Genomic DNA, 26,339 nt, shown 5'->3' with positions numbered 1-26,339 from the left:
AGAGTTAGTCTGCTTAGCGACTAATACCAAGGGTGTAGTGGGGGAGGGTGTAGACGTTGCGAGGTGTTTAAAATCATGGGGTTAATAAAGATGGCGGGCTATCGATAGCCCGCTATAACTTAGGGTGTATATATACAATTTATCAGGAGATTGGCCGCCAACGCCCCGTCATGTGTTCAATATCCCCGGCGCCCTTTAGTTGTAACTCGCCACTGGAGCCGGCGGCACTTGTCAATAAGGTTACTTCACTGGGTAAGCGCACCGGCTTTTTAAACTCGACGTCTATTTCGATATTGGCCGCAGGCAAATGTTCGCTCAGTGCGGCCAGTGTGCGTGCCGTGTTCCATAACCCATGGGCGATGGCCTGGGGGAAGCCAAACAACTTGGCAGTGAGGGCACTCAGGTGAATCGGATTGTAGTCGCCGGACACCCGGGCGTAGCGGCGGCCAACATCGGCGGGGGCTTTCCAACGGGTCAGCTCGCTTACGTTAGTGGAGGCTTGCAGGGTGTTGTCCGCCGCAGCGCCATCGAGTTTCACCCCACGACAGAGCATTCGGCTTTCGGCTTCCCACAGCAGCCCCAGTGAATCTTCGACCGTGGTCACAATATCGAATGTCGCGCCCTTGGCATGGGGCTGCAAATTCTGCGCGTAAACGCCGACCGTCAAGTCACTCACACCGCCCAACGAGCGCAGGATGCGGATCCGGTTGCTCAGGTGGATCAATCCCAGCAGCGGGAAAGGAAACGCCTTGTCGGTGAGCAATTGCATCTGCAGGCCGAATGCCAGGATATGCGGATAGGTGGCCGGCAAGACCGGGCTGTCGGCAAACCCGCAGACCTTGCGATAGGCCGCGACTTCCCTGGGGTTCACACTGACCCGGCAGCGCAACCCTTGCTCGGGCAGCCTGGTGCCGGTGATCTTGCGCTTGAGTGCCGCGCGCCAATACAGCGGCGGCAGGAACGGGGTGCTGCCTAATGTGTGCCACTCCATGCTTACGCTCCCAATAGACTTTGCCCACACACCCGCAACGCTTGCCCGCTCACCGCGCCCGAGCCCGGCTGGCCGAGCCAGGCCACCGCCTCGGCGACGTCCTGGGGCAAGCCGCCCTGGCCCAGGGAGCTCATACGGCGCCCGGCCTCACGCAGGGCGAAGGGAATGTGTGCGGTCATCTGGGTTTCGATAAAGCCTGGGGCCACGGCATTGATGCTGATCCCGCGCTCACCGAGCAACGGCGCCCAGGCCTGGGCCAGGCCAATCAGCCCGGCCTTGCTCGCGGCGTAGTTGGTTTGCCCGCGGTTGCCGGCGATGCCGCTGATGGATGCCAGCAGCACCACGCGACCGTTGTCGTGCAGGGTGCCGCTGTCCAGCAGCGCCTTGGTCAGCACTTGCGGCGCGTTGAGATTGACCGCCAAGACTGCGTCCCAATATTCCGGCGTCATGTTGGCCAGGGTTTTATCGCGGGTGATGCCGGCGTTGTGCACCACGATGTCGATGCCGTCCGGCAGGTGTTCGATCAGTTGGGTGGCGGCGTCTTCGGCGCAGATATCCAGGGCGATGCTGCGGGCGCCCAGGCGCGCGGCCAGGGCATCGAGGTCGGCCTTGGCTTGTGGCACGTCCAGCAGGATCACCTCGGCACCGTCGCGGGCCAGGGTTTCGGCGATCGAGGCACCGATGCCGCGGGCGGCGCCGGTCACCAGGGCCTTGTGCCCGGCGAGGGGGCGCGTCCAGTCCGCGACCTGGGTCGCGCAAGGGTTCAGGCGAATGACCTGGCCGGAGATATAGGCACTTTTCGGCGAGAGGAAGAACCGCAACGCACCCTCCAATTGATCCTCGGCCCCGTCGCCCACGTACAGCAATTGCAGGACGCCGCCGCTGCGCAGCTCTTTGGCCAGCGACCGGCTGAAGCCTTCAAGGGCCCGTTGGGCACTGGCGGCAAACGGGTCGCCGAGGCTTTCCGGGGCGCGGCCAAGGATCACCAGGTGCGCGCTGTGGTCGAGGTTCTTCATCAACGGCTGAAAGAATTCCCGCAACTGCTTGAGTTGATCGGTGTGCTGCAACTGGCTGGCGTCAAATACCACGGCTTTGAGCTTGGGCCCGTGGCCGGGAATCCAGGTGGTTGCCGTCGACGGTTCGGTGCCGTAGCTATAGATAGCGTCGGTCAGTTTGTTGGCGAATGGCAGGATTTTTGTCGCCAGCGGGCCGCCGCCGATCAGCAGCGCACCCTCCACCGGGCGCAGGCGTCCGGCCTGCCAGCGTTCCAGGCGTACCGGTGACGGCAGGCCAATGGCGGCGACCAGGCGATGGCCGAGGCTGGAGTTGGCGAAGTCGATATAACGGTCAGACATGGAACGCTCTCCGAGTGCTGGGGTTCAAACGGTGGACCATCAATAGGTGAAAGTCGTTCGATTGAGCCTAGGCTAGGCTCAGAGATTCACCCCATAACCTCAAGGGAGCTTTCCATGACTCAATTGCGCCGTGTAGCGATCATTGGCGGTAACCGCATCCCCTTCGCCCGCTCCAACGGCCCTTACGCCACGGCGAGCAACCAGGCGATGTTGACCGCCGCCCTCGAAGGCCTGATCGAACGCTACAACCTGCACGGCCTGCGTATTGGCGAGGTGGCCGCCGGGGCGGTGCTCAAGCATTCCCGCGACTTCAACCTGACCCGCGAGTGCGTGCTGGGCTCGCGCCTGTCGCCGCAAACCCCGGCCTACGATATTCAGCAGGCCTGTGGCACGGGGCTGGAAGCCGCGTTGCTGGTGGCGAACAAGATTGCGCTGGGGCAGATCGAAAGCGGGATTGCCGGCGGCGTCGACACCACGTCCGACGCGCCTATCGGGGTGAATGAGGGCCTGCGCAAAATCCTGCTGCAAGCCAATCGCAGCAAATCCATGGCGGATAAACTTAAAGTCTTGTTACAACTTCGTCCCCATCACCTCAAGCCGGAGCTGCCGCGCAACGGCGAACCGCGCACCGGGTTGTCCATGGGCCAGCATTGCGAGTTGATGGCGCAGACCTGGCAGATCCCCCGCGCCGAGCAGGATCAGTTGGCGCTGGAAAGCCACCAGAAAATGGCCGCGTCCTACGCCGAAGGCTGGCAAAACGATTTGCTCACGCCCTTTCTTGGCCTGACCCGCGACAACAACCTGCGCCCCGACCTGACCCTGGAAAAACTCGCCAGCCTCAAGCCCGCCTTCGAGCGCAGTGAGAAGGGCACCCTCACCGCCGGTAACTCGACGCCGCTGACCGATGGCGCCTCGTTGGTGCTGCTGGGCAGTGAAGCGTGGGCCAAGGAGCGCGGCTTGCCGATCCTCGCCTACCTGCGCGATGGCGAAGCGGCGGCGGTGGATTTCGTCAACGGCGCCGAAGGCCTGCTGATGGCGCCGGTGTACGCCGTGCCGCGCCTGCTGGCGAGGAATGGCCTGACCCTGCAGGACTTCGATTACTACGAGATTCACGAAGCCTTTGCTGCCCAAGTGTTGTGCACACTGAAAGCCTGGGAAGATCCGGAATACTGCAAGACCCGCCTGGGGCTGGACGCACCGCTGGGCTCTATCGACCGCAGCCGCTTGAACGTCAAGGGCAGCTCATTGGCCGCCGGCCATCCGTTTGCTGCCACGGGCGGGCGTATCGTCGCCAACCTGGCCAAGCTGCTGGACGCAGCCGGCAAGGGCCGGGGCCTGATCTCGATCTGCGCCGCCGGGGGCCAGGGCGTCACCGCGATTATTGAGCGCTGATCTCGGCTATGATCGGGCCGCCGGTCAATTTGGCATATTGGATGCATTCTTAAGCGGTCAAAGGTCGGTACCCTCTCCCCGCGGCGAGAGGATTGCCGTATAACGAGTGCCATACGCGTGTTTGGTAATAAAGGACCCACAATAAAAGCTGATGAAGACTCCTAAACGCATTGAACCCCTGATCGAGGACGGTCTGGTCGACGAGGTGCTGCGCCCACTCATGAGTGGTAAAGAAGCAGCTGTTTACGTGGTGCGCTGCGGCAACGAGTTACGTTGCGCCAAGGTCTACAAGGAGGCGAATAAACGAAGTTTTCGTCAGGCGTCCGAATACCAGGAAGGCCGCAAGGTCCGCAACAGCCGTCAGGCCCGGGCCATGGCCAAGGGCTCCAAGTTCGGCAAGAAAGAAACCGAAGACGCCTGGCAGAACGCTGAGGTAGCGGCGCTGTTTCGCCTGGCCGGTGCGGGTGTTCGCGTGCCCAAGCCGTACGACTTCCTCGAAGGCGTGCTGCTGATGGAGCTGGTGGCCGATGAATACGGCGACGCGGCGCCACGTTTGAACGACGTGACGCTGGAGCCGGACCAGGCCCGCGAATACCACGCCTTCCTGATTACCCAGATCGTGCTGATGTTGTGTACCGGCCTGGTGCACGGTGACCTTTCCGAGTTCAACGTGCTGCTGACGCCGACGGGCCCGGTGATCATCGACCTGCCTCAGGCGGTGGATGCAGCGGGCAACAACCACGCGTTCAGCATGCTGGAACGGGATGTGGGCAACATGGCTTCCTACTTCGGGCGCTTTGCCCCGGAATTGAAGAAGACCAAGTACGCCAAGGAGATGTGGGCGCTGTATGAAGCCGGCACTCTGCACCCGGCCAGTGTGTTGACCGGCGAGTTCGACGAACCGGAAGAGCTGGCTGACGTGGGCGGTGTTATCCGCGAGATCGAAGCGGCGCGGCTCGATGAAGAGCGTCGCCAGGCGATTCGCGCGGCAGACGATGCGCCACCGAGCAAGGCGTCGGAAGAGCCGCCACCGCCGCCTTGGATGCAGTGATCCAACGGCGAGTGGATATCCAAATGTGGGAGCGGGCTTGCTCGCGAAAGCGCTGGTTCAGTCAACTGATGTATTGACTGACACTCCGCATTCGCGAGCAAGCCCGCTCCCACATTAGGTTCCGTGCATGCCTGGTTAAACTTGCTCAGGTGCAACAACTGCCCGACGCCAACTCCTTGAGAATCGAGCAATCCGGCCGATGATCGCCCTGGCAGTGTTCCACCAGGTCCTGCAACGTATCGCGCAATTGCCCCAGCTCGCGGATCTTCTGGTTCAGCTCATCGATATGCTTGCGGGCCAGCGCCTTCAGGTCGGCACTCGCACGGCCCCGGTCCTGCCAGAGGGTCAGCAACTCGTGCGGCAGACGATGCGCCACCGAGCAAAGCGTCGGAAGAGCCGCCACCGCCGCCTTGGATGCAGTGATCCAACGGCGAGTGGATATCCAAATGTGGGAGCGGGCTTGCTCGCGAAAGCGCTGGTTCAGTCAACTGATGTATTGACTGACACTCCGCATTCGCGAGCAAGCCTGCTCCCACATTAGGTTCCGTGCATGCCTGGTTAAACTTGCTCAGGTGCAACAACTGCCCGACGCCAACTCCTTGAGAATCGGGCAATCCGGCCGGTGATCGCCCTGGCAGTGTTCCACCAGGTCCTGCAACGTATCGCGCAATTGCCCCAGCTCGAGGATCTTCTGGTTCAGCTCATCGATATGCTGGCGGGCCAGCGCCTTGACGTCGGCACTCGCGCGTCCCCGGTCCTGCCACAGCGTCAGCAACTTGCCGACCTCTTCCAGGGAAAACCCCAGGTCCCGCGAGCGCTTGATAAACGCCAGGGTGTGCAAGTCATCGGCGCCATAAATGCGGTAGCCGCTGTCGGTGCGATGGGCGGCTTTCAACAAGCCGATGGATTCGTAGTAACGAATCATCTTCGCGCTCAGGCCGCTTTGGCGTGCTGCTTGGCCGATGTTCATGGACGCTCGTCCTCCAGGTCCTTGGGTTTCCAGGTTTTCAACAGCAGTGCGTTGCTCACCACGCTGACACTGGACAGGGCCATGGCCGCGCCAGCCATCACTGGGTTGAGCAGGCCGAACGCCGCCAGCGGAATGCCGATCAAGTTATACACAAAGGCCCAGAACAGATTCTGTCGAATTTTCGCATAGGTCTTGCGGCTGATTTCCAGGGCTGCCGGCACCAGCCGTGGGTCGCCGCGCATCAGGGTAATACCTGCCGCGTGCATCGCCACGTCGGTACCGCCGCCCATGGCGATGCCGATGTCGGCCGCGGCCAGGGCCGGTGCGTCGTTGATGCCGTCGCCGACCATTGCCACCACGCCGGTCTTTTTCAGCTCGGCGACGGTAGCCGCCTTGTCCGCAGGCAACACCTCGGCGTGCACGTCATCTATGCCCAGGGCTTCGGCGACCACGCGGGCGCTGCCACGGTTATCGCCGGTCAGCAGGTGGCTGCTGATATGCCGAGCCTTGAGTGCTTGTATCGCTTGCAGGGCGCCCGGTTTAAGCGTGTCACCGAAGGCAAACAAACCCAGCACGCGGGGCTGCGGGCCTTGCTCGATCAGCCAGGACAAGGTGCGGCCTTCGGCCTCCCACGCACTGGCCGAGTCGGCGAGATCACCGGTGCTCAAGCCGGTTTCTTCCAGCAGGCGACGGTTGCCCAGCGCCAGTTGCCGGCCATCTAGGGTGCCTGCAATGCCGCGCCCGGTAAGGGACTGGCTGGCGCTGACATCCGCGACGTTCAAACCTTGTTCGGCACAGGCATCCAGCACCGCCTTGGCCAATGGGTGTTCACTGCCGCGCTGCAGCGCGCCGGCCTGTTGCAGGAGCGCCCCTTGATTGCCGTCAATGGCGGCCAGGTGCGCAATTTTTGGTGCGCCGGAGGTCAGGGTGCCGGTCTTGTCGAACACCACGGCGCTGACTTCATGGGCGCGCTCCAGGGCTTCGGCGTCCTTGATCAGGATGCCGTGGCGGGCGGCAACGCCGGTACCGGCCATGATGGCGGTAGGTGTGGCCAGGCCAAGGGCGCAAGGACAGGCGATCACCAATACGGTCACGGCATTGATCAGCGCGACTTCCAGCGGTGCGCCATACAGCCACCAGCCGACCAGCGTGGCCAAGGCCAGCACCAGCACCACCGGCACGAACACCTGGCTGACTTTATCCACCAGTTTCTGGATCGGTGCCTTGGCGGCCTGGGCGTCTTCCACCAGGCGGATGATCCGCGCCAGCACGCTTTCCGCGCCGAGGGCCAGGGTACGCACCAGCAGCCGGCCTTCGCCGTTGATGGCGCCGCCGGTGACTGCGTCGCCAGGCTGCTTCGGCACCGGCAGGCTTTCACCGCTGATCAAGGCTTCGTCGGCGTGGCTTTGGCCTTCGACCACTTCGCCGTCCACCGGGAAGCGTTCGCCGGGTTTGACCAGCACCAGGTCATTCAGCATGAGGGCGGTGATGGCGACGTCCTGCTCGCGGCCGTCGATCACCTGAATCGCCCGTTCCGGACGCAAGGCTTCCAGAGCGCGGATGGCACTGGCGGTCTGGCGCTTGGCGCGGCTTTCCAAATATTTGCCCAGCAGCACCAGGGCGATCACCACCGCCGAGGCTTCGAAATACAGGTGGGGCATTGTGCCGGCGGACGCCGTGAGCCATTCATAGATACTCAGGCCGTAACCGGCGCTGGTGCCGATGGCGACCAGCAGGTCCATATTGCCCGCTCCGGCGCGCACGGCTTTCCAGGCCGCGATATAGAAGCGCGCACCGAAGATGAATTGCACCGGGGTGGCCAGGGCAAATTGCACCCAGGCCGGGAGCATCCAGTGCAGCCCGAACGGTTGCACCAGCATCGGCAGCACCAACGGCGCGGCGAGCAGGATTGCCAGCAGCAGCGACCAGCGTTCATGGCTCAGGCGTTGTTCCTGGCTGGCCTGGGTGGCGGTTTCGCTTTGGGGCAGGGTGGCGGTGTAGCCGGCCTTGTCGACGGCGGCGATCAGGACGCCGGGGTCCATCTGGCCGAGCACTTCAATGTGGGCGCGTTCGTTGGCCAGGTTGACGCTGACACTTTGCACCCCGGGCACTTTGCCCAGTGCCCGTTCAACCCGCCCGGCGCAGCTGGCGCAGGTCATGCCGCTGATCGGCAGGTCGAAGGTGGTGGATCCGTTCATGGGCAGTACTCCAGGAGAGATTGCCCCTAGGATCAACCTTGACCTGTGGGGAAGGTCAAGGCGTTAGATCAATGTTTCAGTATTCCAGTGCGGCCGGTTTCAGGTACATGCCGTCCGGCCCTTGCGCGATACGCAACTTGCGCACGTCACCCGCCTTCAACGTAATGTTTTGCGCCGGTGGTGCGAGCATGCCCGGCAAGCAACCCTGGGATTGCCCCGGCAACAACTTCAGGCGCAACGACACATTCCCGGCCGGCAAGTTGAATGACGTGGCCTGCTCCTGGAACAGCCGCCCGGCCAACTGGTCCTGGATGTACAAGCCAATCTCGCAGTTGGTCGGCACTTCCAGGCGCTCCCGGGAAATGATCAGCACCGCATAATCTTCATCTGCGCTGGCCGGTGGCACAGCAGCAAACAAGCCCATCAGGCTGACAAGGCCAAAAAATGACCAGCGCATGGCGAATTCTCCGAGGTTCACATCGTGGATAAGTGCAGCTTGGCCGAGGGCGCGAATGAATGCCAGCCCGGCCGATGTTTTCAGAACTTGACCTTGCCATCATGGCAAGGTCAACACTGCGGGCAACCTCATTAAAGGAGTCATGTCATGCAAGTATTCAGCGTTGAAGGAATGACCTGCGGCCACTGTGTCCGCTCGGTAACCCAGGCGGTGCAGGATAAGGACCCGGCGGCCAGCGTGCGCGTCGACCTCGCGACAAAGGAAGTCGGCGTGGAAAGCAGCCTGCTGTCGCCGGCAGAGGTGATCAACCTGATCAGTGAAGAAGGCTACAGCGCCAAGCTCGCCTGACTTTTTGAATAGTTAGCGAGCTAACTTAATGTTCAAGGCACCCGAGCCCGGCTAGACTGTTGGGCTGCCGACTCACCTGGGTGCCTGATGAACCTTCGTATAATCCTGATCTTGGGGGCCTTGAGCGCGTTCGCGCCGCTGGCCATCGACTTCTACCTGCCGGGTTTCCCGGCCATGGCCGTGGCATTCGGCACCGACGAAAAACATATTCAGCTGACCTTGGCCGTGTACTTCACGGGCCTGGCGATCGGCCAGTTGATCTATGGACCGCTGGCAGACCGTTTTGGCCGGCGCGGGCCGCTGCTCAGCGGCGTCACCCTGTTTACCCTGGCGTCCTTCGCCTGTGCGTACGCGCCGTCCCTGGAATGGCTGATCGGCGCGCGTTTCGTCCAGGCCCTGGGCGGCTGCGCGGGCATGGTGATCTCGCGGGCGGTGGTCAGCGATAAATGCGACGCGGTGGGCTCGGCCAAGGTGTTTTCCCAACTGATGCTGGTCACCGGGCTGGCGCCGATCCTCGCGCCGCTGGCGGGCGGGGTGATGGTTGGCGTCTGGGGCTGGCAGTCGATCTTCCTGGCGCTGACGGTGTTCAGTGTGATGGCGGCCATTGCGGTAGCAGTCGGGCTGCCGGAAAGCTTCCCGGCCCATCAACCGCGCCAGCCGCTGTCAGGCGCACTGCGCCAGTACGGCCGGTTGCTGTCGGACCGGGTGTACCTGGGCTATGCCTTGACCGGCGGCATCTCGATTGCCGGTATGTTTGCCTACATCGCGGGCTCGCCCTTCGTCTTTATCAAGCTTTATGGCGTGCCCGCCGAACACTATGGCTGGGTATTCGGCTCGAATGCCGCGGGCTTTATCCTGGTGGCACAGGTCAATGCGCGTTTGCTCGCGTCGCGTGGTCCGGCATTTTTGCTGTCGCGCACGGTGTGGGTTTACCTGGCGGCGGGTCTGTCGTTGCTGGCAATTACTGCGCTGCGCACGGACGCCTTGTGGCCACTGCTGGTACCGCTGTTTATCTGCATCGCCAGCCTGGGCTGCATTTTGCCCAATACCTCGGCCTGCGCCATGAGCGGGCAGGGCGCTCGGGCGGGCAGCGCGTCGGCGTTGCTCGGCTGCATCCAGTTTGGTGTGGCCGCAGGCGCAGCGTCGTTGGTCGGCGTGCTGCACGACGGCACGGCGATGCCGATGGCAATGGTCATCAGCTTGTGTGGCGTATTGGCCGTAACGTTCGCGATGCTGACCCGGCGCCTGCAGCGCCAACGGGCACTGCAAGCGGCGGACTGATCAGGATCAGCCAGCAGAACGCTGCTGGCTTTCGGGGAATCGGTGAGGCGCCTGGATACGGGTTTGCAGGGTGTCGGCAAACGCGCGGGCCTCGGCCTCACTGCGGAAGGTAAAGGCGTTCTGGTCGAGACGGACCTGCCATTTGTTGCCTTCGGATCTTGCTAGCGCTTTTATCAGGATCTTCATTGCTGACTTCCTCACGTAAATTGCGTGGCAAAGGCGGCCAATATAAACCCGAATACGCTCACAAATATGACAAGGATCAAGTCTCTGACTAGCGGTGTCGTCCATTACTCACATGAATAACAGACGACACTGACAGAACCTTTCGTTAGAACCCTTCCAGCACGATCTTGCCCTTGGCCTTGCCGCTTTCCAGCAGTTCGTGGGCACGGCGCAGGTTGGCCGCGTTGATCACGCCAAAGTGCTCGCCCACGGTGGTTTTCAGAGTACCGGCGTCGATCAGTTCGGCGACGCGATTGAGCAGGTTGTGCTGCTCGATCATGTCGCTGGTCTCGAACATCGAACGGGTGTACATGAACTCCCAATGCAGCGACAGGCTCTTGCGCTTGAGCTTGCTTACGTCCAATGCCTTGGGATCGTCGATCAGCGCCAGTTTGCCCTGGGGAATCAGCGCTTCCACCAGTTGGTCCAGGTGCTGGTCGGTCTGGGTCAGGCTGGCGACGTAGTTCACCTGCGGATGGCCGGCGTTTTTCAGCTCTTCGCTCAACGGTTTGCTGTGGTCGATCACCAGGTTGGCGCCCAGGTCCTTGGCCCATGCCTGGGTTTCAGGACGGGAGGCGGTGCCGATGACTTTCAGGCCGGTGAGCTGTTTCGCCAGTTGGGTCAGGATCGATCCCACACCACCCGAAGCACCGACAATCAGCAGGCTCTGGCCTTCATCGGCCTTGCCTTCACGCACTTGCAGGCGTTCGAAGAGCAATTCCCAGGCCGTGATGGCGGTCAGCGGCAGTGCAGCAGCGTCGGCAAAACCCAGGGTTTTCGGCATATGGCCGACGATGCGCTCATCGACAGTGTGCAGTTCGCTGTTGCCGCCGGGGCGTACCAGGGAGCCGGCGTAGAACACCTTGTCGCCGACCTTGAACAGGCTGACTTCGCTGCCCACGGCCTTGACCACACCGGCCACGTCCCAGCCCAGCACTTTGGCCGCGCCGTTTTCCGGGGCGACGTTCTGGCGCACCTTGGTGTCCACCGGGTTCACCGAGATGGCTTTGACTTCCACCAGCAGGTCGCGGGGGCCGGCGACCGGTTCGGGCAGTTCGATGTCTTGCAGGGATTTTGGATCGTTGATCGGCAGTGCGGCGTAGTAGGCGATGGCTTTCATGATGGTTTCCAAAAAAGGGGGCGGTTGATCAGGCAATAAACTTCAGGCGCTTGAGTTCGAAATGCTCAAGCACGTCGGCAGCCTTGGTGCGGAAATTCTGGATATGCGCGCTCTGGTCGTGGTCGGCCAGCGCGGCGTCGTCACTCCAGCGTTCGAGCATGTAGAAAGTCTCGGGGTGTTGCAGGTCCTGGTGCAGGTCGTACTGCTGGCAGCCGGCTTCGATGCGGGTCGGTTCCAGCAGCTCGCGCAGCAGGGTTTCCAGGGTGGCCTGTTGGCCGGGTTTGGCGATCAGCGTGGCGATGACGTTAAAGGCAGCAGACATATTCGACTCCAGACACGTGATGAACGGGATGGACAGATGATTGGCTATTTCTCTGGAAGATAAAACCCGCTAAAAGAGCAGTCTCTTTCAATGCTTTTTTGATAATGGGCGGTCGGCGTGCTGCGTTTTGATGACTTGCAGTTGTTTGTGCGTGCGGCAGACCTGGGCAGCCTTTCGGCGGCAGCACGGGTGATGGACATGTCGGCGGCGGTGGCCAGCGCGGCGTTGAAGCGCATCGAGCAGCAGTTGGGCGCACGGTTGTTGGCGCGTTCCACCCGCAGCCTGCGCCTGACGGCCGAGGGTGAAGGCTTCCTGGAATACGCCCGGGCCGCCTTGAGCAGCCTGGATGAAGGCCGGCGGTTGTTGGCCAGCGGCCAGGATCAGGTCAGCGGGGTGCTTCAACTCTCGGCGCCGTCGGACTTTGGCCGCAACCAGCTGCTGCCCTGGCTGGATGAGTTCCAGCGCGAATACCCCAACCTGAGCGTACGCCTGTTGTTGGGCGACCGGATTGCCGACCTGTTCCGCCAGCCGGTGGATATCGCCCTGCGCTACGGCGAACCCGAAGACTCCAGCCTGATCGCGTTGCCCATCGCCCCGGACAACTGCCGCGTGCTCTGCGCTGCTCCCAGCTATCTGGCGCGGCACGGCGAGCCGCGCCACCTGGAGCAACTGACCCAGCACAATTGCCTGCTGTACATGCTCGGCAGCCGGGTGCATGACCATTGGGGGTTTAACGATGGCAAGCGTGATGTCGGCCTGACGGTGACCGGTGACCGCTTCAGTGATGATGCCGATGTGGTGCGACGCTGGGCGGTGGCGGGGGTGGGTATCGCCTACAAGTCCTGGCTGGATGTCAGCTCGGATGTGCTGGCGGGGCGCCTGCGGCTGATCCTGCCGGAGCTGCGGGGCGAACGTACGCCGCTCAATCTGTTGTGTGCCCATCGCGCGCAACTGAGCAAGCCGATCAATCTTCTGCGGGAAATGCTCGTTGCCCGTTGTGCGACATTGACTGCGCAATTGCCGGAGCGATCAGCCTCTACACCATAACCCTGGGGATATCGGGAAATTTCCTTCAGCTTCTGTCCTTGGTTGCGCTGTAAGACGGCACGGAACCCGGCGTTTTCACGCTTATACTTTTCCGCCAGACGCAGCAGACAAATGATTCAACAGGGAGTGAATGAGCACATGGAACAGGCACCTTGCATCAGTCAGATCGCCACCTTGCTGGCCGACCCGAAACGCACCGCGATGGTGTGGGCATTGATGGACGGCTCGGCCAAACCCTCCGATGAATTGGCGGCACTTGCCGGGCTGTCATCGGCCTCGGCGAATGCGCATCTGACGCGATTGACGGCCGGTGGCCTGTTGCGTGTCGAAGCCCGCAGCGGCAAACGCTTTTTCCGGGTGGCCGCCGCCGATGTGGCGGCCGCCGTGGATGCATTGGCCTGCACCACGATGGCCAGCGTCGCCCGCAGCACGCCCATTCATTCGCGGTCATTGACTGCGCCTGCGGCTTTACGGCGAGCGCGGCTGTGCCATGGTCACCTGGGGGGCGAGCTGGCAGCGGGTTTGTATCAACGGATGATGGCGGCCGGGTGGATCGAGCGCGCGGAACAGCGTACGGACGTGACGCCGTCAGGTGCGCGCAAACTCGCAGCGCTGGGGATTTTTACCCAGGCACTGGCTCAGCCGATCGTGTGCGATTGTTTTGATTGGAGCGAACAGCAGCCACACTTGGGCGGTGCGTTGGGGGCCGCGTTGTTGCAGTTGTGCCTGCAGTCGAACTGGGTCAGCGTGATCAATGAGTCCCAGGCGTTGCAGGTCAGTGAAGCCGGGCAACTGGAAATTGCCCGGCTCGCCAGACCGGTCGGTGATTAAGGCTTGACCAACCGTGCATCCAGGCTGTTTTGCGCCAGGCGTTTGGCCTGGTCCTGGGTCATGCCCAGCGAGGTGTACAGCGCATGGAAGTTCTCGGTGACATAACCGCCGAAGTACGCCGGATCGTCCGAGTTCACCGTCACTTTCACCCCACGCTCAAGCATGTCGAGGATGTTGTGCTGGGACATGTCGTCGAACACGCAGAGCTTGGTGTTGGACAACGGGCACACCGTCAGCGGGATCTGTTCGTCGATGATCCGCTGCATCAGGCGCTCGTCTTCAATGGCGCGTACGCCATGGTCGATACGCTGGATCTTCAGCAGGTCGATGGCTTCCCAGATGTACTCCGGCGGGCCTTCTTCACCGGCGTGGGCGACGGTCAGGAAACCTTCGTGACGGGCACGATCAAACACGCGCTGGAACTTGCTCGGTGGGTGGCCCATTTCCGAGCTGTCCAGGCCCACGGCAACAAACGCATCACGGAATGGCAGTGCCTGGTCGAGGGTTTTTTCGGCCTCTTCTTCGCTCAAGTGGCGCAGGAAGCTCAAGATCAAACCGCTGGTGATGCCCAGTTGTTGCTCGCCGTCTTTCAAGGCGGCGGCAATGCCGTTGAGCACCACTTCGAACGGTACGCCACGGTCGGTGTGGGTCTGTGGGTCGAAGAACGGTTCGGTGTGGATCACGTTCTGCGCCTTGCAGCGCAGCAGGTAGGCCCAGGTCAGGTCGTAGAAATCCTGGGAAGTACGCAGTACATCGGCGCCCTTGTAGTAGAGGTCGAGAAACTCTTGCAGGTTGTTGAAGGCGTAGGCCTTGCGCAGGGTTTCGACGTCGTTCCACGGCAGCGCGATCTTGTTGCGTTCGGCCAGGGCGAACAGCAGCTCAGGCTCCAGCGAGCCTTCCAGGTGCAGGTGCAATTCAGCCTTGGGCAGGGCGTTGAGCCAATCGTACATTTATAAGTTCTCATCAGGTGCAATGGCGGCATTCTACAGGCGCACGCCGAAATAATCGGCAAAACCTGACCAAGCGGTAAGCATCCACAGGCACCGTGCAAGCAGTGCATGAACTAAGGTGTAACGAAACGTTAGCGGCGCGGTGCAGTCTGTACCCCATCAATGACGGATTCGCCGCGTTCAAAAGGCCTGCAATGCTCACATCTATCAAGCAAGAAAAATTCATGCTGCTGGCGCTGATTGCCGCCATCGCGGCCTACCCGCTGGAGCACTGGATGCTGCACAGCGGGCAGATGGTGGCGCTGTTGGCTGGCATAGCGCTGATCGGCTTTATCGTCGTGGCCTCGATGCGCGTGGCCCATCACGCCGAGCAACTGGCGGAAAAGGTCGGCGACCCCTACGGCACCATGATCCTGACCCTCGCCGCCGTGCTGGTGGAAGTAGTGATCCTGGCGATCATGATGAGCAACGAGCCCTCGCCGACCCTGGTGCGCGACACCATTTATTCGGCGGTGATGCTCGACATCAACGGCATCCTCGGCCTGGCCGCGCTGATGGGCGGCATCAAGCATGGTGAACAGTCCTACAACGACGATTCGGCGCGCACCTACAGCGTGATGATCCTTACCGCCATGGGTGTGTCGATGGTGGTGCCGGAATTTATCCCCGAGGCCGACTGGAAAATTTACTCGGCCTTCACCATCGGCGCGATGGTAGTGCTCTACACGTTGTTCCTGCGGATGCAGGTGGGCCCCCACAGTTATTTCTTCAGCTACAGCTACCCGGAAAAACGCCGCAAGAAACAGCCGGAAGAAGAGTCGCCGCCGATCAACCTGGCGTTTTCCATCGGGACGTTGGTGTTTGGCGTGATCGTGATTGGCGCGTTGGCCGAGGTGATGTCCAAGACCCTCGACCTGGGCCTGGAAGGAACGGGTGCCCCACCCGTGATCACGGCGATCATCGTGGCCGCGATTTCCGCCGCCCCGGAGATTTTGACCGCGTTGCGCGCAGCGCTGGCCAACCGCATGCAGTCGGTGGTGAACATCGCGCTGGGGGCTTCACTGTCGACGGTGATTTTGACCGTGCCGGTGATGGAAGCCATGGCCTTGTACACCGGCCAGCCGTTTCAGATGGCGATGACGCCGGTGCAGACCGTGATGGTGTTTATCACGCTGATTGTCAGTGCGATCAACCTCAACGATGGCGAAACCAACGCCATCGAAGGGATGACCCATTTTGTGTTGTTTGCGACGTTTATCATGCTGTCGCTGCTTGGACTGTAACCAATCCTGAAAACACCGCAGAAATAATTGTGGAAACCGGGCTTGTGTGGGAGCGGGCTTGCTCGCGAATACGGAGTGTCAGTCGCCAGATATGTTGACTGACCCAACGCATTCGCGAGCAAGCCCGCTCCCACATTTGAAAAGTGTTTCTTCAGTTAAGTCCGGTTGATCAGTTCCCGCGCCGCCTGGCTGTGATCGGCAATCAAGCCTTTCAGGTCCAGGCCCTCGACCTGTCCGTCGATCACCCGCCATTTGCCGCCGACCATCACCCGGTCCGCTCGGTCGGCGCCACACAGCAGCAGCGCCGAGATCGGGTCATGGCTGCCGGAGAAGCGCAGTTCATCGAGCTTGAACAACGCCAGGTCGGCCTGTTTGCCTACGGCCAGTTCGCCGATGTCGCTGCGACCGAGTAACTGCGCCGAACCTTTTGTCGCCCAACCCAACACCCGTTCCGGGGTGATCTTCTCTGCCCCGTAACGCAGGCGCTGGATGTACAGGGCCTGGCGCGTTTCGAGGATCATGTTCGACGCATCATTGGACGCCGAACCGTCCACCCCCAGGCCAATCGGTGCGCCGGCGGCCAGCAGGTCCAGCGTTGGGCATATCCCGGAAGCCAGGCGCATGTTCGAGCTCGGGCAATGGCAGATGCCGGTACCGGCAGCTCCGAGGCGTGCGATTTCTTCAGGGTTGAAGTGAATTCCGTGGGCCAGCCACGTGCGCGGGCCTAGCCAGCCGACGCTGTCGAGGTAATCCACGGTGCGCAGGCCGAAACGCTGCAGGCAGAAGTCTTCTTCGTCGAGGGTTTCCGCCAGGTGGGTATGCAGGCGCACGTCGAGGTTGTTGGCCAGCTCGGCGCTGGCTTCCATGATTTCCGGGGTGACGGAAAATGGCGAGCAGGGCGCCAGGGCGATCTGGATTTGTGCGCCGTCGCCGCGCTCGTGGTACTGGCGGATCAGGCGGCGGCTGTCTTCCAGAATCACTTCGCCTTGCTGCACGGTTTGTTGCGGTGGCAGCCCGCCGTCGGCTTCGCCCAGGCTCATGGAGCCGCGGGTGAGCATGGCGCGCATGCCCAGATCGCGCACGCTGTCGACTTGCACGTCGATCGCCTGTTCCAGGCCGTCCGGGAACAGGTAGTGGTGGTCTGCCGCCGTGGTGCAGCCCGAGAGCAGCAGTTCGGCCAGGGCCACTTTGCTCGCCAGGGCGAGTTTTTCCGGGGTGAGTCGGGCCCAGACCGGATACAGGGTTTTCAACCAGGGAAACAGCGGCTGGTTGACCACCGGCGCCCAGGCGCGGGTCAGGGTTTGATAGAAGTGATGGTGGGTGTTGATGAGTCCAGGAAGGACGACATGCTCACGGGCATCGAATACTTGTCCACAGGGCACGGCGGGTTCTTGGCCCCAGCCCAGCACTTCGGTGATCACACCGTCTTGCAGCACCAGGCCGCCACGGGCGTCGAGGCCATTGGCAGTGAAAATCGCGAGGGGGTTTTTTAACCAGATACGGGTCGCAGGCATTGGCCGGCTCCTCTGAATGATGGGTTCAGGTTTGCCAGCTCAGTGTTGCCCTGTCTGCTGATCCAGGGTCGCCGGGGAGGGCGAGGTGCGCAGTTTACGTGTGGATCGTTATCGACGGCAATCGGCCGATAACGATCCCGGTTTTTTACCAGGCGATGGTGTCGCCCTTGTAGTCCACAAAGTGATGGCCGCCCTTGCCGGTGTAGGCATTCACCTGGTCAACCAGGCCGCGCACGCTGGTGGGCACGTCGATGTGGGCGTTTTCGCCACCCATGTCGGTTTTCACCCAGCCCGGGTGCAACGACAGCACGGTCAGTTTCTGATCGCCCAATTGGGTGACGAAGCTGTTGGTCATGGAGTTGAGGGCGGCCTTGCTGGCCTTGTACAGCGCCAGGTCCGAGCCGTCGGGAATGGTGACACTGCCCAGGATCGAACTCATGAAGGCCAGCACGCCGGTGCCTGGGCGGATCTGCCCGACAAAACGCTGGGCCAGGTTGATCGGCGCCACGGCGTTGGTGAAAAACAGTTGGCCGACTTCAGCCAGGGTGGCGTGGCCCGGCTCCTGGTTGGCCGGGCCTTTGACACCTGCGTTGACGAACAGCAGGTCGAAGGTTTTTTCCTTGAGGCGCTGGCTGAGGGCGATTACCGCCTGCTGGTCATCCATGTCGAGCTTTTCGATTTGCACCTCGCCCAAGGCCTTCAAGGCATCGGCCTTTTGCGGGTCGCGCACGGTGGCGGTCACCTCCCAGCCGTCCGCCAGCAGTTGCTTGGCCAGGCCAAGGCCCAGGCCCCGGGAGGCGCCGATAATCAGTGCGGTTTTTGAAGTGGACATGAATGGCTTCCTTTGACGGTGGAGGTTCACGGGTTCAGTGGACAACGCTGGCCGAGCCTTTGCTGCAACTCCTGGCGCAGTTGGTCGAGTTCGGCGATGCGGGTTTCGATCAGGTGGAGCTTGTCTTGCAGGAGCTGGGTCACGGCGCTGTCGGGGTCTGGAGCTTGCCATAATGCGCCGACGCTGTTGCCGATTTCACCCAGGCTGAAGCCCAGGCGCTGGGCGGTCTTGATGTACAGCACCAGTTGCACCATGTCGGCGGGGTAGTCACGGTAACCGTTGGCACTGCGTTGCGCGGCAATCAGCCCGCGTTGCTCGTAGAAACGCAGGGTGTCGCGACTGACCTGGCTGGCCTGGGCTAATTCGCCGATACGCATGTAGAGGGCTCAAGGGGGCTTGACCTTGGAGCTTACTCCAGGCTTTAGCCTGCTGGCTTCTTGAATTTAAGGAGCTTACGGCTATGTGGACCGCACACCAATACCGTCGACTGGTTCGGGCCAGCGGTTGGTACGACCTGATCGTCACCGCCGCACTGGTCACACCCTGGACGTTTGTCCTGCTGCATAACGCCCTGGTGGCGTTGAACCTGCCCGGCGAGCTGCCGCCGTTCGCGCCTGTGCATATGTTGATGGCGAACCTGATGGGCTCGATTGTCTGCGTGTGGTCGGTGCTACGAATCCGCGACCCACAAGCGATCTTTGGCCGCTACGACGCCGCCGGCCGAGTGCTGTTTGCCACCTGGCAGATCTACGCGCTGGCCCATGGTGCCAGTACTGTATTGGTGATTGTCGTGGTGTTTGAAGTGCTGTGGGCGGTGGCTCAGTTGATACCGGTGCGCCGAGCAGCAAGTTGATCAAAAAATGCTCAGTTGTGCCGGAACGTTGCAGGCTCTGCTGCGGGGTGACTCTTGCACGGGTTATCCACAGGTTGCTCCACAGTAATTGTGCGCAAGCGTGCCCGGTGGATATAAGCGCTGTGGCCCTTTGTTCTAAAGGACATAACCCGCCTAACTGACTGTTTTTGAGCTGGATTAATACTTTCGTGCAGTGCCTTGAACAAAAACTGTACAACCGTCTGAAACCCTTGTGACAGAAGGGTTACAGGCGAGTGTGCTCAGGTTATCCACAGGCAGGTGCACAGTAGATGTGGGCAGTTTCAGCGCTCCAGCAGAATGCGCCCGCGACTCAGGTCGGCGAGCTGCGCTTGCAGGGTGTCGATATGTGCCTCGCCGAGGGCCAGCTGCAGGTCGACGCCATTGGCGGTGAAGGTTTCTTCCATCACCAGCCCACCCAGTTCGACCACTCGCAGCTTCACCAACTGCAGCTCGGCAAAACCACAGGAGCAGCTCAGCGGCACCCGTTTGATCAGCTCGACGCGTTCGGCGGCTTGCAGGCATTTGTTCGCGCCGCCGCCATAGGCGCGGGCCAGGCCGCCGGTGCCCAGTTGGATGCCGCCGTACCAGCGGATCACCAGCACCACGACCTGGTCGCAATCCTGCGCTTCGATCGCGGCCAGGATCGGGCGCCCGGCCGTGCCGCCGGGTTCGCCGTCGTCGTTGCTGCGGTATTGATCGCCGAGTTTCCAGGCCCAGCAGTTGTGCGTGGCGTTCAGGTCGCTGTGCTGGTCGATGAAGGCCTGGGCGTCCTGGGGGCTGCTGATCGGGGCGGCGAGGGTAATGAAGCGGCTTTTGCGAATTTCTTCGCGAAACTCGCAAAGGCCGGTAAGCGTGAAAGGCATGGGTAACTTCGTTTAGAGGGCCGGCTTGATGCCACAGCCTTTGAGAATGATGTGGATAAGGTTGGTGCCGGCGTCTTCCATGTCCTGCTTGGTCAGCTTGGTGCGCCCGGTCACGCGGCAGATCTGGGTGGCAAAGTCGGCGTAATGCTGGGTGCTGCCCCACAGCAGGAAGATCAGGTGCACCGGGTCGATAGGGTCCATCTTGCCGGCGTCGATCCAGGCCTGGAATACCGCCGCACGGCCGCTGAACCAGGCGCGGTAGTCCTGGCTGAAATATTCGGTCAGGCACTCACCGCCGCTGATGATCTCCATCGCGAAGATCCGCGAGGCTTGTGGCTGGCGCCGGGAGAATTCCATCTTGGTGCGGATATAGCGGGTCAGGGCGGCCGCCGGGTCATCCTCGGCGGTCAGGGTGTTGAAGGTGCTGTCCCACAATTCGAGGATGTTGCTGAGCACCGCGATGTACAGGCCCAGCTTGTTGGTGAAGTAGTAGTGCAAGTTGGCTTTCGGCAACCCGGCACTCGCCGCGATGGTGTTCATGCTGGTGCCTTTGTAGCCATGACGGGCGAACTCGTCTTCGGCGGCCTGCAAAATCGCTTGTTCGTTCTTTTGGCGAATGCGGCTTGCAGGTTTTCCGGCGTGGTTGCTGTGGGCAGGAACTTCGAGGCTCATGGAGGTTTCCGTGCAGATCGATGAAGGCGACGTGTGCACAGATAACCCACCCTCAAGCCCCAGACAAGTCCCGATACGATAAAACCCTTAAAGCGGCTCCAGAGTGTCGCTTTCCAGGGTCCGGTTTGCGGCATCCACGGGAGCCTTGGCTTCAGGTAGCAGCAGGCACAATACGATGGCGGTCAGGCCGCCGCTGGTGATGGCCGAGTCGAACAGGTTCTGCACCAGGGTTGGCATCAGGTGCAGCAGGTTCGGTTGCGCCGCGATCCCCAGGCCGACGCCGAACGAGGTGGCGATGATCAGCATGCTGCGCCGATCCAGCGGGGCCTGGGCGAGAATGCGCACGCCGGCCGCCGCTACGCTGCCGAACATCACCAGGGTTGCGCCGCCCAGCACCGGCTTGGGGATTTGCTGCAGCACCGCACCAATCAACGGAAACAGCCCGAGGCAAAACAGTACCGCGCCGATGTACAAGCCGACGTAACGGCTGGCCACGCCGGTCAGCTGGATCACGCCGTTGTTCTGGGCGAATGTGGTGTTGGGAAAGGCACTGAAGGTGGCGGCGATCATGCAACTGATGCCATCTCCCAGTACGCCACCCTTGAGTCGGCTTATATAGGAAGGGCCGCTGATGGGCTGGCGGGCGATCATGCAATTGGCAGTGAGGTCGCCGACGGTTTCGATGGTGCTGATCAGATAAATCAGTGCTACCGGCAGGAAAGCGCTCCAATCGAAATTGAAACCGAAGTGGAACGGTGTAGGCAGGCTGATCAATGGCAAATCAGGCAAGGCTTGGGGCACCAACTTGCCGCTGAACCAGGCGGCGAGGCTGCCCAGTGCGAGGCCGATGATAATGGCGGAGAGCCGTACCCATGGCGTGTTCGAGCGGTTGAGCAGGATGATGGTCAGTACCACGAACAGGCCGAGTGCCAGGTTGGTTGGCGCGCCGAAGTCCGGGGCATTGAAGCCGCCTCCAAGGTCAGTGATGCCGACCTTGATCAGGCTGATGCCGATCAGTGTGATGACGATGCCGGTCACCAGCGGCGTGATTACCCTTTTGAGCTGACCGATGAAACGGCTCAACACGACCTGCACTGCGGCGCCGAAGAAGCAGATACCGAAAATCATCGCCAGGATGTCTTCCGGGCTGCCGCCGCGTTGCTTGACCAGAAACCCGGCCGACAATACGGCGCCGAGAAACGCGAAGCTGGTGCCTTGCAGGCAGATCATCCCGGCGCCAATGCCAAACGGCCTGCGCGCCTGGATGAAGGTGCCCACACCGGAAACCATCAATGCCATGCTGATCAGGTAGGGCAGGTGGGCGGTCAGGCCCAGGGTAGAGCCGATGATCAGCGGCGGGGTGATGATGCCGACGAAGGCAGCCAACACATGCTGCAACGCGGCAAGCAATGCAGGCAAAGGTTTGGGCCTATCGTTGAGGCCGTAGATCAGGTCGCTGGGGGTGTTGGATTCTGGCGGCATGGCGGGGAACTCATGGCTGACGGTTCGAGATCCCCTTGTCTTGCAAAAAGCTGTCCAGTTGCTCAGGTTTTTCTGTAAGGCCCGTGTTAGCGCGTTGCGGCCAGGCTTTCGAGGAAGCTTTCCAGCACCAAATGAGGGCGACGGCCCTTGCGCGTGACCGAAGCGAGGCTCAAATCGTAAAAACGTGTAGCCGGTTTCAGCGCGCGCAGTCGGCCTTGTTGTACCCACAGGCTGGCGTAGTGGTCGGGCAGGTAGCCGATGTAGCGGCCGGTGAGGATCAGGAAGGCCATGCCTTCGCGGTCCGAGGCGCTGGCGGTGCAATTGAGTGCCTGGTAGTGCGCCTGGATATCCGCGGGCAGGCGGAAGGTTGGGGCGATGGCGTCCTGGCTGTTGACGCGGTCGTCGTCCAGTTGCTTGTCGTCGGCGTAAAACAGCGGGTGGCCCACTGCGCAATAGAGCAGCGAGCGTTCGCTGTACAGCGGCTGGTATTCAAGTCCCGACAAGGCGCTGGCCTGGGGGACTACGCCGACATGCAGGCGGCCGTCGAGCACCCCTTGTTCGACTTCATTGGGGGCGATCATGCGGATCTGGATCTGTACGTCCGGGCCGCGTTCCTTCAACTGTGCCAGGGCGTGGGTGATGCGCATGTGGGGCAGGGTGACCAGGTTGTCGGTCAGGCCGATGATCAGCTCGCCGCGCAAGTGTTGGTGCAGGCCGTTGACCTCGGTGCGAAAACTTTCCAGGGCGCTGAGCAGTTGTAGTGCCGACTGGTAAACCTCGCGTCCTTCCTCGGTCAGGGAAAACCCCGCCCGCCCGCGTTGGCACAGGCGCAGGCCAAGGCGCTGTTCAAGATCGCTCATTTGCTGGCTGATGGCCGAGCGGCCAATCCCCAGAACGGTTTCCGCCGCCGAGAAGCCACCGCACTCCACCACGCTGCGAAAGATGCGCAACAGGCGGATATCGAAGTCGCTGACTTGGGCCAGAGGGTCGGGTCGACGGCTGCTCATAGTTTAGTGAAGGCCTGACTGAAGGTTAGAAGAGTTGGATTTCACCGACTTTATCCCCGTGGCAATTTAGCTGCAACAACGCTTTTCAATCCCGACGCTGCCTTTTGCCTTGCGAGGTTTTGCTCATGAACATGCCCGAAAACGCTCCGTCCACCCTGGCCAGCCAACTGAAGCTGGACGCGCACTGGATGCCGTACACCGCCAACCGCAACTTTCATCGTGACCCACGCCTGATCGTGGCAGCCGAAGGCAGCTGGTTGACCGATGACAAGGGGCGCAAGGTGTATGACTCGCTGTCGGGTCTGTGGACCTGCGGCGCCGGGCACACTCGCAAGGAAATCCAGGAAGCGGTCTCCAAGCAGTTGGGTACGTTGGACTACTCGCCGGGCTTCCAATACGGTCATCCGTTGTCGTTCCAGCTGGCAGAAAAGATTACCGACCTGACGCCGGGCAACCTGAACCATGTGTTCTTCACCGACTCCGGCTCCGAGTGCGCCGATACCGCGGTGAAGATGGTGCGTGCGTACTGGCGCCTGAAAGGCCAGGCGACCAAGACCAAGATGATCGGCCGTGCCCGTGGTTATCACGGTGTGAACATCGCCGGTACCAGCCTGGGCGGCGTGAACGGTAACCGTAAGATTTTTGGTCAGGGGCTGATGGATGTTGACCATCTGCCTCACACCCTGCTGGCGAGCAATGCGTTCTCCCGTGGCATGCCGGAGCTGGGCGGGATTGCCTTGGCGGACGAGCTGCTCAAGCTGATCGAGTTGCACGATGCGTCGAACATCGCCGCGGTGTTTGTTGAGCCGATGGCGGGCTCTGCCGGCGTGCTGGTTCCGCCGCAGGGTTACCTGAAGCGTCTGCGTGAGATCTGCGATCAGCACAACATCCTGTTGGTGTTCGACGAAGTGATCACCGGCTTCGGTCGTACCGGTTCGATGTTTGGTGCTGACAGCTTCGGCGTGACCCCGGACCTGATGTGCATTGCCAAGCAAGTCACCAACGGCGCGATCCCGATGGGCGCGGTGATTGCCAGCACCGAGATTTATCAGACGTTCATGAATCAGGCGACGCCTGAGTACGCGGTGGAGTTCCCGCACGGCTACACCTACTCGGCCCACCCGGTTGCCTGCGCGGCTGGTTTGGCGGCACTCGACCTGCTGCAGAAGGAAAACCTGGTGCAGAGCGTGGCCGAAGTCGCACCGCATTTCGAGAATGCGCTGCACGGCCTGAAGGGCAGCAAGAACGTGATCGACATTCGTAACTATGGTCTGGCCGGTGCGATCCAGATTGCCCCGCGTGATGGTGATGCCATCGTGCGTCCGTTCGAAGCGGGCATGGCCTTGTGGAAAGCCGGCTTCTACGTGCGCTTTGGCGGCGACACCCTGCAGTTCGGCCCAACCTTCAACAGCAAGCCGCAGGACCTGGATCGCTTGTTCGATGCGGTCGGCGAAGTGCTGAACAAGATCGACTGATTTCTCCTTCTATATAGAACAACTTTTCAGGAGCCCTGCATGAGCCTCATCCAGCATTTGATCAACGGCCAATTGGTCACCGAAAACGGTCGCACTGCCGACGTGTACAACCCGTCGACTGGCCAGGTGATTCACCAGGTGCCGTTGGCCAGCCGTGAAACCATTCAAAGCGCCATCGATTCGGCCAAGGCAGCTTTCCCGGCCTGGCGTAACACGCCACCGGCCAAGCGTGCCCAGGTGATGTTTCGTTTCAAGCAATTGCTTGAGCAGAACGAAGCGCGTATCTCCCAGCTGATCAGCGAAGAGCATGGCAAGACCCTGGAAGATGCGGCTGGTGAACTCAAGCGCGGGATCGAGAACGTGGAGTACGCGTGCTCGGCGCCGGAAATCCTCAAGGGCGAGTACAGCCGTAACGTTGGCCCGAATATCGATGCCTGGTCTGACTTCCAGCCGTTGGGTGTGGTGGCCGGTATTACGCCGTTCAACTTCCCGGCGATGGTGCCGTTGTGGATGTATCCGCTGGCGATCGTCTGCGGTAACTGCTTCATCCTCAAGCCGTCGGAGCGTGATCCAAGCTCGACGCTGCTGATTGCACAACTGTTGCAGGAAGCTGGCTTGCCTAAAGGCGTGCTGAGTGTGGTGCATGGCGATAAAGGCGCGGTGGATGCGCTGATCGAAGCGCCGGAAGTCAAGGCGTTGAGCTTTGTCGGCTCGACGCCGATCGCCGAGTACATCTATTCCGAAGCCACCAAGCGCGGCAAGCGTGTACAGGCGTTGGGCGGGGCGAAGAACCATGCGGTGCTGATGCCGGATGCGGATCTCGATAACGCTGTCAGTGCCTTGATGGGCGCGGCGTATGGTTCGTGCGGTGAGCGTTGCATGGCGATCTCTGTTGCCGTGTGTGTCGGCGACCAGGTGGCTGACGCATTGGTCGCCAAGCTGGTGCCGCAGATCAAGGCGCTGAAGATTGGTGCGGGCACCACGTGTGGATTGGACATGGGGCCGCTGGTCACTGGCCAGGCGCGCGATAAAGTCAGTGGCTATATAGAGGACGGCGTTTCTTCGGGTGCTGAGTTGGTCGTCGATGGTCGTGGCCTGAGTATTGCCGGTAATGAAGATGGCTTCTTCCTGGGGGGCAGTTTGTTCGACCGCGTGACCCCGCAGATGCGCATCTATAAAGAAGAGATCTTCGGGCCGGTGCTGTGTGTGGTTCGGGTGAACAGCCTGGAAGCGGCCATGCAGTTGATCAACGATCACGAGTACGGCAACGGCACCTGTATCTTCACCCGTGACGGTGAGGCGGCGCGGTTGTTCTGTGACGAAATTGAAGTGGGTATGGTTGGCGTCAACGTGCCGTTGCCGGTGCCGGTGGCTTATCACAGCTTTGGTGGCTGGAAGCGCTCGCTGTTTGGCGACTTGCATGCCTATGGGCCGGATGGCGTGCGGTTCTATACGCGTCGCAAGGCGATTACCCAGCGCTGGCCGCAACGGGCCAGTCATGAGGCGTCGCAGTTTGCCTTTCCTAGCTTGTAGGTTCGGTAAGTAGAAGGCCGGCCCTTTGGGGCCGGCCTTTGCTTTTCAGGGCTTTTTTGACCGATATGACAGTATTGTGAAAAAAGGTGTTGACGGCAGATTCTGGAAGTCTATAATTCGCCCCACTTCCGGCGCAGTCGAAACGGAAAACTCCTTGGTAAACAAAGAGTTATGTAGGTTTCGACAGCGAGCTGCTTCAGATCATCGAGGCCCAGAAGGAGTTGATGGAGCGGTGTTGTTTGGCTCTATTAACGGTTCGATCTTCT

General features: G+C 61.3%; 26 protein-coding genes and 1 pseudogene. 10 read left to right on the top strand and 17 right to left on the bottom strand.

Annotated elements, in window-relative coordinates:
* Nucleotides 1–142 precede the first annotated feature (142 nt).
* On the bottom strand, nt 143–991 hold the full coding sequence (locus HX815_RS17195) for a MaoC/PaaZ C-terminal domain-containing protein (RefSeq protein WP_177022457.1): 849 nt from the start codon (nt 989–991) through the stop codon (nt 143–145).
* A gap of 2 nt (nt 992–993) precedes the next feature.
* Nucleotides 994–2,346 (bottom strand): 3-oxoacyl-ACP reductase, encoded by a 1,353-nt coding sequence (locus HX815_RS17190; protein ID WP_177008349.1) that lies wholly within the window; start codon nt 2,344–2,346, stop codon nt 994–996.
* A 114-nt stretch (nt 2,347–2,460) separates the two neighbouring features.
* Between HX815_RS17190 and HX815_RS17185 the strand changes: the two genes are divergently transcribed.
* Nucleotides 2,461–3,738, top strand: coding sequence for an acetyl-CoA C-acetyltransferase (locus HX815_RS17185; RefSeq protein WP_087693751.1), 1,278 nt, complete (start codon nt 2,461–2,463; stop codon nt 3,736–3,738).
* Between the two features lie 151 nt (nt 3,739–3,889).
* Nucleotides 3,890–4,789: a PA4780 family RIO1-like protein kinase gene (locus HX815_RS17180; protein WP_008438985.1), complete on the top strand. Its 900-nt coding sequence runs from the start codon at nt 3,890–3,892 to the stop codon at nt 4,787–4,789.
* 145 nt (nt 4,790–4,934) lie between these two features.
* Here HX815_RS17180 and HX815_RS17175 read toward each other — a convergent pair.
* The 4 genes and pseudogenes from HX815_RS17175 to HX815_RS17160 all read right to left on the bottom strand — a co-directional run.
* A pseudogene (locus HX815_RS17175) lies at nt 4,935–5,144 on the bottom strand (MerR family DNA-binding protein); the annotation flags it as partial.
* Nucleotides 5,145–5,357: 213 nt separating this feature from the next.
* Nucleotides 5,358–5,759 carry a Cu(I)-responsive transcriptional regulator gene (cueR, locus tag HX815_RS17170; RefSeq protein ID WP_008430758.1) on the bottom strand — a complete coding sequence of 134 codons (402 nt, stop codon included), beginning with the start codon at nt 5,757–5,759 and terminating at the stop codon, nt 5,358–5,360.
* On the bottom strand, nt 5,756–7,957 hold the full coding sequence (locus tag HX815_RS17165) for a cation-translocating P-type ATPase (protein ID WP_177028620.1): 2,202 nt from the start codon (nt 7,955–7,957) through the stop codon (nt 5,756–5,758). Before HX815_RS17165 ends, cueR begins: the two co-directional genes overlap by 4 nt.
* Before the next feature lie 76 nt (nt 7,958–8,033).
* Entirely contained in the window at nt 8,034–8,414 is a 381-nt protein-coding gene (locus tag HX815_RS17160; protein ID WP_003211148.1) for a hypothetical protein, read from the bottom strand.
* 147 nt (nt 8,415–8,561) lie between these two features.
* On the opposite strand from HX815_RS17160, the gene HX815_RS17155 reads away from it, so the two are divergent.
* Together HX815_RS17155 and HX815_RS17150 are read left to right on the top strand one after the other, a co-directional pair.
* Nucleotides 8,562–8,762 (top strand): heavy-metal-associated domain-containing protein, encoded by a 201-nt coding sequence (locus HX815_RS17155; RefSeq protein WP_003211150.1) that lies wholly within the window; start codon nt 8,562–8,564, stop codon nt 8,760–8,762.
* 87 nt (nt 8,763–8,849) lie between these two features.
* The gene (locus HX815_RS17150; RefSeq protein ID WP_087693476.1) at nt 8,850–10,043 is read left to right on the top strand and encodes a multidrug effflux MFS transporter; all 1,194 of its coding nucleotides are present in this window, start codon (nt 8,850–8,852) and stop codon (nt 10,041–10,043) included.
* A 6-nt stretch (nt 10,044–10,049) separates the two neighbouring features.
* Here the strand turns inward: HX815_RS17150 and HX815_RS17145 are convergent, their stop codons facing one another.
* The 3 genes from HX815_RS17145 to HX815_RS17135 all read right to left on the bottom strand — a co-directional run bounded on the left by HX815_RS17145 (nt 10,050) and on the right by HX815_RS17135 (nt 11,710).
* Nucleotides 10,050–10,229 (bottom strand): hypothetical protein, encoded by a 180-nt coding sequence (locus tag HX815_RS17145; protein WP_003211153.1) that lies wholly within the window; start codon nt 10,227–10,229, stop codon nt 10,050–10,052.
* A 145-nt stretch (nt 10,230–10,374) separates the two neighbouring features.
* Complete coding sequence (locus tag HX815_RS17140; RefSeq protein WP_177028619.1) at nt 10,375–11,388, bottom strand: zinc-binding alcohol dehydrogenase family protein; 1,014 nt, start codon at nt 11,386–11,388, stop codon at nt 10,375–10,377.
* Between the two features lie 28 nt (nt 11,389–11,416).
* Nucleotides 11,417–11,710, bottom strand: a complete 294-nt coding sequence (locus tag HX815_RS17135; RefSeq protein ID WP_003211158.1) for a putative quinol monooxygenase — start codon at nt 11,708–11,710, stop codon at nt 11,417–11,419.
* Nucleotides 11,711–11,827: 117 nt separating this feature from the next.
* Between HX815_RS17135 and HX815_RS17130 the strand changes: the two genes are divergently transcribed.
* The gene (locus tag HX815_RS17130; RefSeq protein WP_003211159.1) at nt 11,828–12,757 is read left to right on the top strand and encodes a LysR family transcriptional regulator; all 930 of its coding nucleotides are present in this window, start codon (nt 11,828–11,830) and stop codon (nt 12,755–12,757) included.
* 138 nt (nt 12,758–12,895) lie between these two features.
* On the top strand, nt 12,896–13,588 hold the full coding sequence (locus HX815_RS17125; RefSeq protein WP_087693474.1) for a helix-turn-helix transcriptional regulator: 693 nt from the start codon (nt 12,896–12,898) through the stop codon (nt 13,586–13,588).
* Here HX815_RS17125 and HX815_RS17120 read toward each other — a convergent pair.
* A complete protein-coding gene (locus tag HX815_RS17120) occupies nt 13,585–14,538 on the bottom strand; it encodes an adenosine deaminase (RefSeq protein ID WP_008430770.1) in 954 nt (317 codons plus the stop codon). The genes HX815_RS17125 and HX815_RS17120 overlap by 4 nt on opposite strands.
* Before the next feature lie 194 nt (nt 14,539–14,732).
* Here HX815_RS17120 and HX815_RS17115 point away from each other — a divergent pair, with 194 nt between their 5' ends.
* A complete protein-coding gene (locus tag HX815_RS17115) occupies nt 14,733–15,821 on the top strand; it encodes a calcium:proton antiporter (RefSeq protein ID WP_003211166.1) in 1,089 nt (362 codons plus the stop codon).
* Between the two features lie 155 nt (nt 15,822–15,976).
* On the opposite strand, the gene HX815_RS17110 is transcribed toward HX815_RS17115, so the two are convergent.
* From HX815_RS17110 to HX815_RS17100, 3 genes are all read right to left on the bottom strand, one after another.
* A complete protein-coding gene (locus HX815_RS17110; RefSeq protein ID WP_003211168.1) occupies nt 15,977–17,335 on the bottom strand; it encodes an 8-oxoguanine deaminase in 1,359 nt (452 codons plus the stop codon).
* 145 nt (nt 17,336–17,480) lie between these two features.
* Nucleotides 17,481–18,167, bottom strand: a complete 687-nt coding sequence (locus HX815_RS17105; RefSeq protein ID WP_003211169.1) for an SDR family oxidoreductase — start codon at nt 18,165–18,167, stop codon at nt 17,481–17,483.
* A 26-nt stretch (nt 18,168–18,193) separates the two neighbouring features.
* Complete coding sequence (locus HX815_RS17100; RefSeq protein ID WP_102368021.1) at nt 18,194–18,544, bottom strand: MerR family transcriptional regulator; 351 nt, start codon at nt 18,542–18,544, stop codon at nt 18,194–18,196.
* Nucleotides 18,545–18,627: 83 nt separating this feature from the next.
* Here HX815_RS17100 and HX815_RS17095 point away from each other — a divergent pair, with 83 nt between their 5' ends.
* Nucleotides 18,628–19,020 carry a hypothetical protein gene (locus HX815_RS17095; protein WP_008430778.1) on the top strand — a complete coding sequence of 131 codons (393 nt, stop codon included), beginning with the start codon at nt 18,628–18,630 and terminating at the stop codon, nt 19,018–19,020.
* A 302-nt stretch (nt 19,021–19,322) separates the two neighbouring features.
* Here HX815_RS17095 and HX815_RS17090 read toward each other — a convergent pair whose 3' ends face one another.
* From HX815_RS17090 to HX815_RS17075, 4 genes are all read right to left on the bottom strand, one after another.
* Nucleotides 19,323–19,904 (bottom strand): YigZ family protein, encoded by a 582-nt coding sequence (locus tag HX815_RS17090; RefSeq protein ID WP_087693470.1) that lies wholly within the window; start codon nt 19,902–19,904, stop codon nt 19,323–19,325.
* 12 nt (nt 19,905–19,916) lie between these two features.
* Nucleotides 19,917–20,576 (bottom strand): TetR/AcrR family transcriptional regulator, encoded by a 660-nt coding sequence (locus tag HX815_RS17085; RefSeq protein WP_003211175.1) that lies wholly within the window; start codon nt 20,574–20,576, stop codon nt 19,917–19,919.
* Between the two features lie 87 nt (nt 20,577–20,663).
* Entirely contained in the window at nt 20,664–22,058 is a 1,395-nt protein-coding gene (locus tag HX815_RS17080; protein WP_003211176.1) for a uracil-xanthine permease family protein, read from the bottom strand.
* 86 nt (nt 22,059–22,144) lie between these two features.
* The gene (locus HX815_RS17075) at nt 22,145–23,065 is read right to left on the bottom strand and encodes a LysR family transcriptional regulator (protein WP_087693467.1); all 921 of its coding nucleotides are present in this window, start codon (nt 23,063–23,065) and stop codon (nt 22,145–22,147) included.
* 125 nt (nt 23,066–23,190) lie between these two features.
* Between HX815_RS17075 and HX815_RS17070 the strand changes: the two genes are divergently transcribed.
* Both HX815_RS17070 and HX815_RS17065 read left to right on the top strand, forming a co-directional pair.
* Nucleotides 23,191–24,540 carry an aspartate aminotransferase family protein gene (locus HX815_RS17070; RefSeq protein ID WP_008430786.1) on the top strand — a complete coding sequence of 450 codons (1,350 nt, stop codon included), beginning with the start codon at nt 23,191–23,193 and terminating at the stop codon, nt 24,538–24,540.
* A gap of 39 nt (nt 24,541–24,579) precedes the next feature.
* Entirely contained in the window at nt 24,580–26,073 is a 1,494-nt protein-coding gene (locus HX815_RS17065) for a CoA-acylating methylmalonate-semialdehyde dehydrogenase (protein WP_003211182.1), read from the top strand.
* Nucleotides 26,074–26,339 lie beyond the last annotated feature (266 nt).

This window comes from Pseudomonas sp. E6002, from assembly GCF_013385565.1.
Lineage (GTDB): Bacteria > Pseudomonadota > Gammaproteobacteria > Pseudomonadales > Pseudomonadaceae > Aquipseudomonas.
This window is presented reverse-complemented; position numbering and strand designations above follow the sequence as displayed.

Bases quoted from the DNA above. Each gene is read 5' to 3' on its own strand.
- HX815_RS17195 (WP_177022457.1), bottom strand. From the start codon at position 991: ATGGAGTGGCACACATTAGGCAGCACCCCGTTCCTGCCGCCGCTGTAT.
- HX815_RS17190 (WP_177008349.1), bottom strand. From the start codon at position 2,346: ATGTCTGACCGTTATATCGACTTCGCCAACTCCAGCCTCGGCCATCGC.
- HX815_RS17185 (WP_087693751.1), top strand. From the start codon at position 2,461: ATGACTCAATTGCGCCGTGTAGCGATCATTGGCGGTAACCGCATCCCC.
- HX815_RS17180 (WP_008438985.1), top strand. From the start codon at position 3,890: ATGAAGACTCCTAAACGCATTGAACCCCTGATCGAGGACGGTCTGGTC.
- cueR (WP_008430758.1), bottom strand. From the start codon at position 5,759: ATGAACATCGGCCAAGCAGCACGCCAAAGCGGCCTGAGCGCGAAGATG.
- HX815_RS17165 (WP_177028620.1), bottom strand. From the start codon at position 7,957: ATGAACGGATCCACCACCTTCGACCTGCCGATCAGCGGCATGACCTGC.
- HX815_RS17160 (WP_003211148.1), bottom strand. From the start codon at position 8,414: ATGCGCTGGTCATTTTTTGGCCTTGTCAGCCTGATGGGCTTGTTTGCT.
- HX815_RS17155 (WP_003211150.1), top strand. From the start codon at position 8,562: ATGCAAGTATTCAGCGTTGAAGGAATGACCTGCGGCCACTGTGTCCGC.
- HX815_RS17150 (WP_087693476.1), top strand. From the start codon at position 8,850: ATGAACCTTCGTATAATCCTGATCTTGGGGGCCTTGAGCGCGTTCGCG.
- HX815_RS17145 (WP_003211153.1), bottom strand. From the start codon at position 10,229: ATGAAGATCCTGATAAAAGCGCTAGCAAGATCCGAAGGCAACAAATGG.
- HX815_RS17140 (WP_177028619.1), bottom strand. From the start codon at position 11,388: ATGAAAGCCATCGCCTACTACGCCGCACTGCCGATCAACGATCCAAAA.
- HX815_RS17135 (WP_003211158.1), bottom strand. From the start codon at position 11,710: ATGTCTGCTGCCTTTAACGTCATCGCCACGCTGATCGCCAAACCCGGC.
- HX815_RS17125 (WP_087693474.1), top strand. From the start codon at position 12,896: ATGGAACAGGCACCTTGCATCAGTCAGATCGCCACCTTGCTGGCCGAC.
- HX815_RS17120 (WP_008430770.1), bottom strand. From the start codon at position 14,538: ATGTACGATTGGCTCAACGCCCTGCCCAAGGCTGAATTGCACCTGCAC.
- HX815_RS17115 (WP_003211166.1), top strand. From the start codon at position 14,733: ATGCTCACATCTATCAAGCAAGAAAAATTCATGCTGCTGGCGCTGATT.
- HX815_RS17110 (WP_003211168.1), bottom strand. From the start codon at position 17,335: ATGCCTGCGACCCGTATCTGGTTAAAAAACCCCCTCGCGATTTTCACT.
- HX815_RS17105 (WP_003211169.1), bottom strand. From the start codon at position 18,167: ATGTCCACTTCAAAAACCGCACTGATTATCGGCGCCTCCCGGGGCCTG.
- HX815_RS17100 (WP_102368021.1), bottom strand. From the start codon at position 18,544: ATGCGTATCGGCGAATTAGCCCAGGCCAGCCAGGTCAGTCGCGACACC.
- HX815_RS17095 (WP_008430778.1), top strand. From the start codon at position 18,628: ATGTGGACCGCACACCAATACCGTCGACTGGTTCGGGCCAGCGGTTGG.
- HX815_RS17090 (WP_087693470.1), bottom strand. From the start codon at position 19,904: ATGCCTTTCACGCTTACCGGCCTTTGCGAGTTTCGCGAAGAAATTCGC.
- HX815_RS17085 (WP_003211175.1), bottom strand. From the start codon at position 20,576: ATGAGCCTCGAAGTTCCTGCCCACAGCAACCACGCCGGAAAACCTGCA.
- HX815_RS17080 (WP_003211176.1), bottom strand. From the start codon at position 22,058: ATGCCGCCAGAATCCAACACCCCCAGCGACCTGATCTACGGCCTCAAC.
- HX815_RS17075 (WP_087693467.1), bottom strand. From the start codon at position 23,065: ATGAGCAGCCGTCGACCCGACCCTCTGGCCCAAGTCAGCGACTTCGAT.
- HX815_RS17070 (WP_008430786.1), top strand. From the start codon at position 23,191: ATGAACATGCCCGAAAACGCTCCGTCCACCCTGGCCAGCCAACTGAAG.
- HX815_RS17065 (WP_003211182.1), top strand. From the start codon at position 24,580: ATGAGCCTCATCCAGCATTTGATCAACGGCCAATTGGTCACCGAAAAC.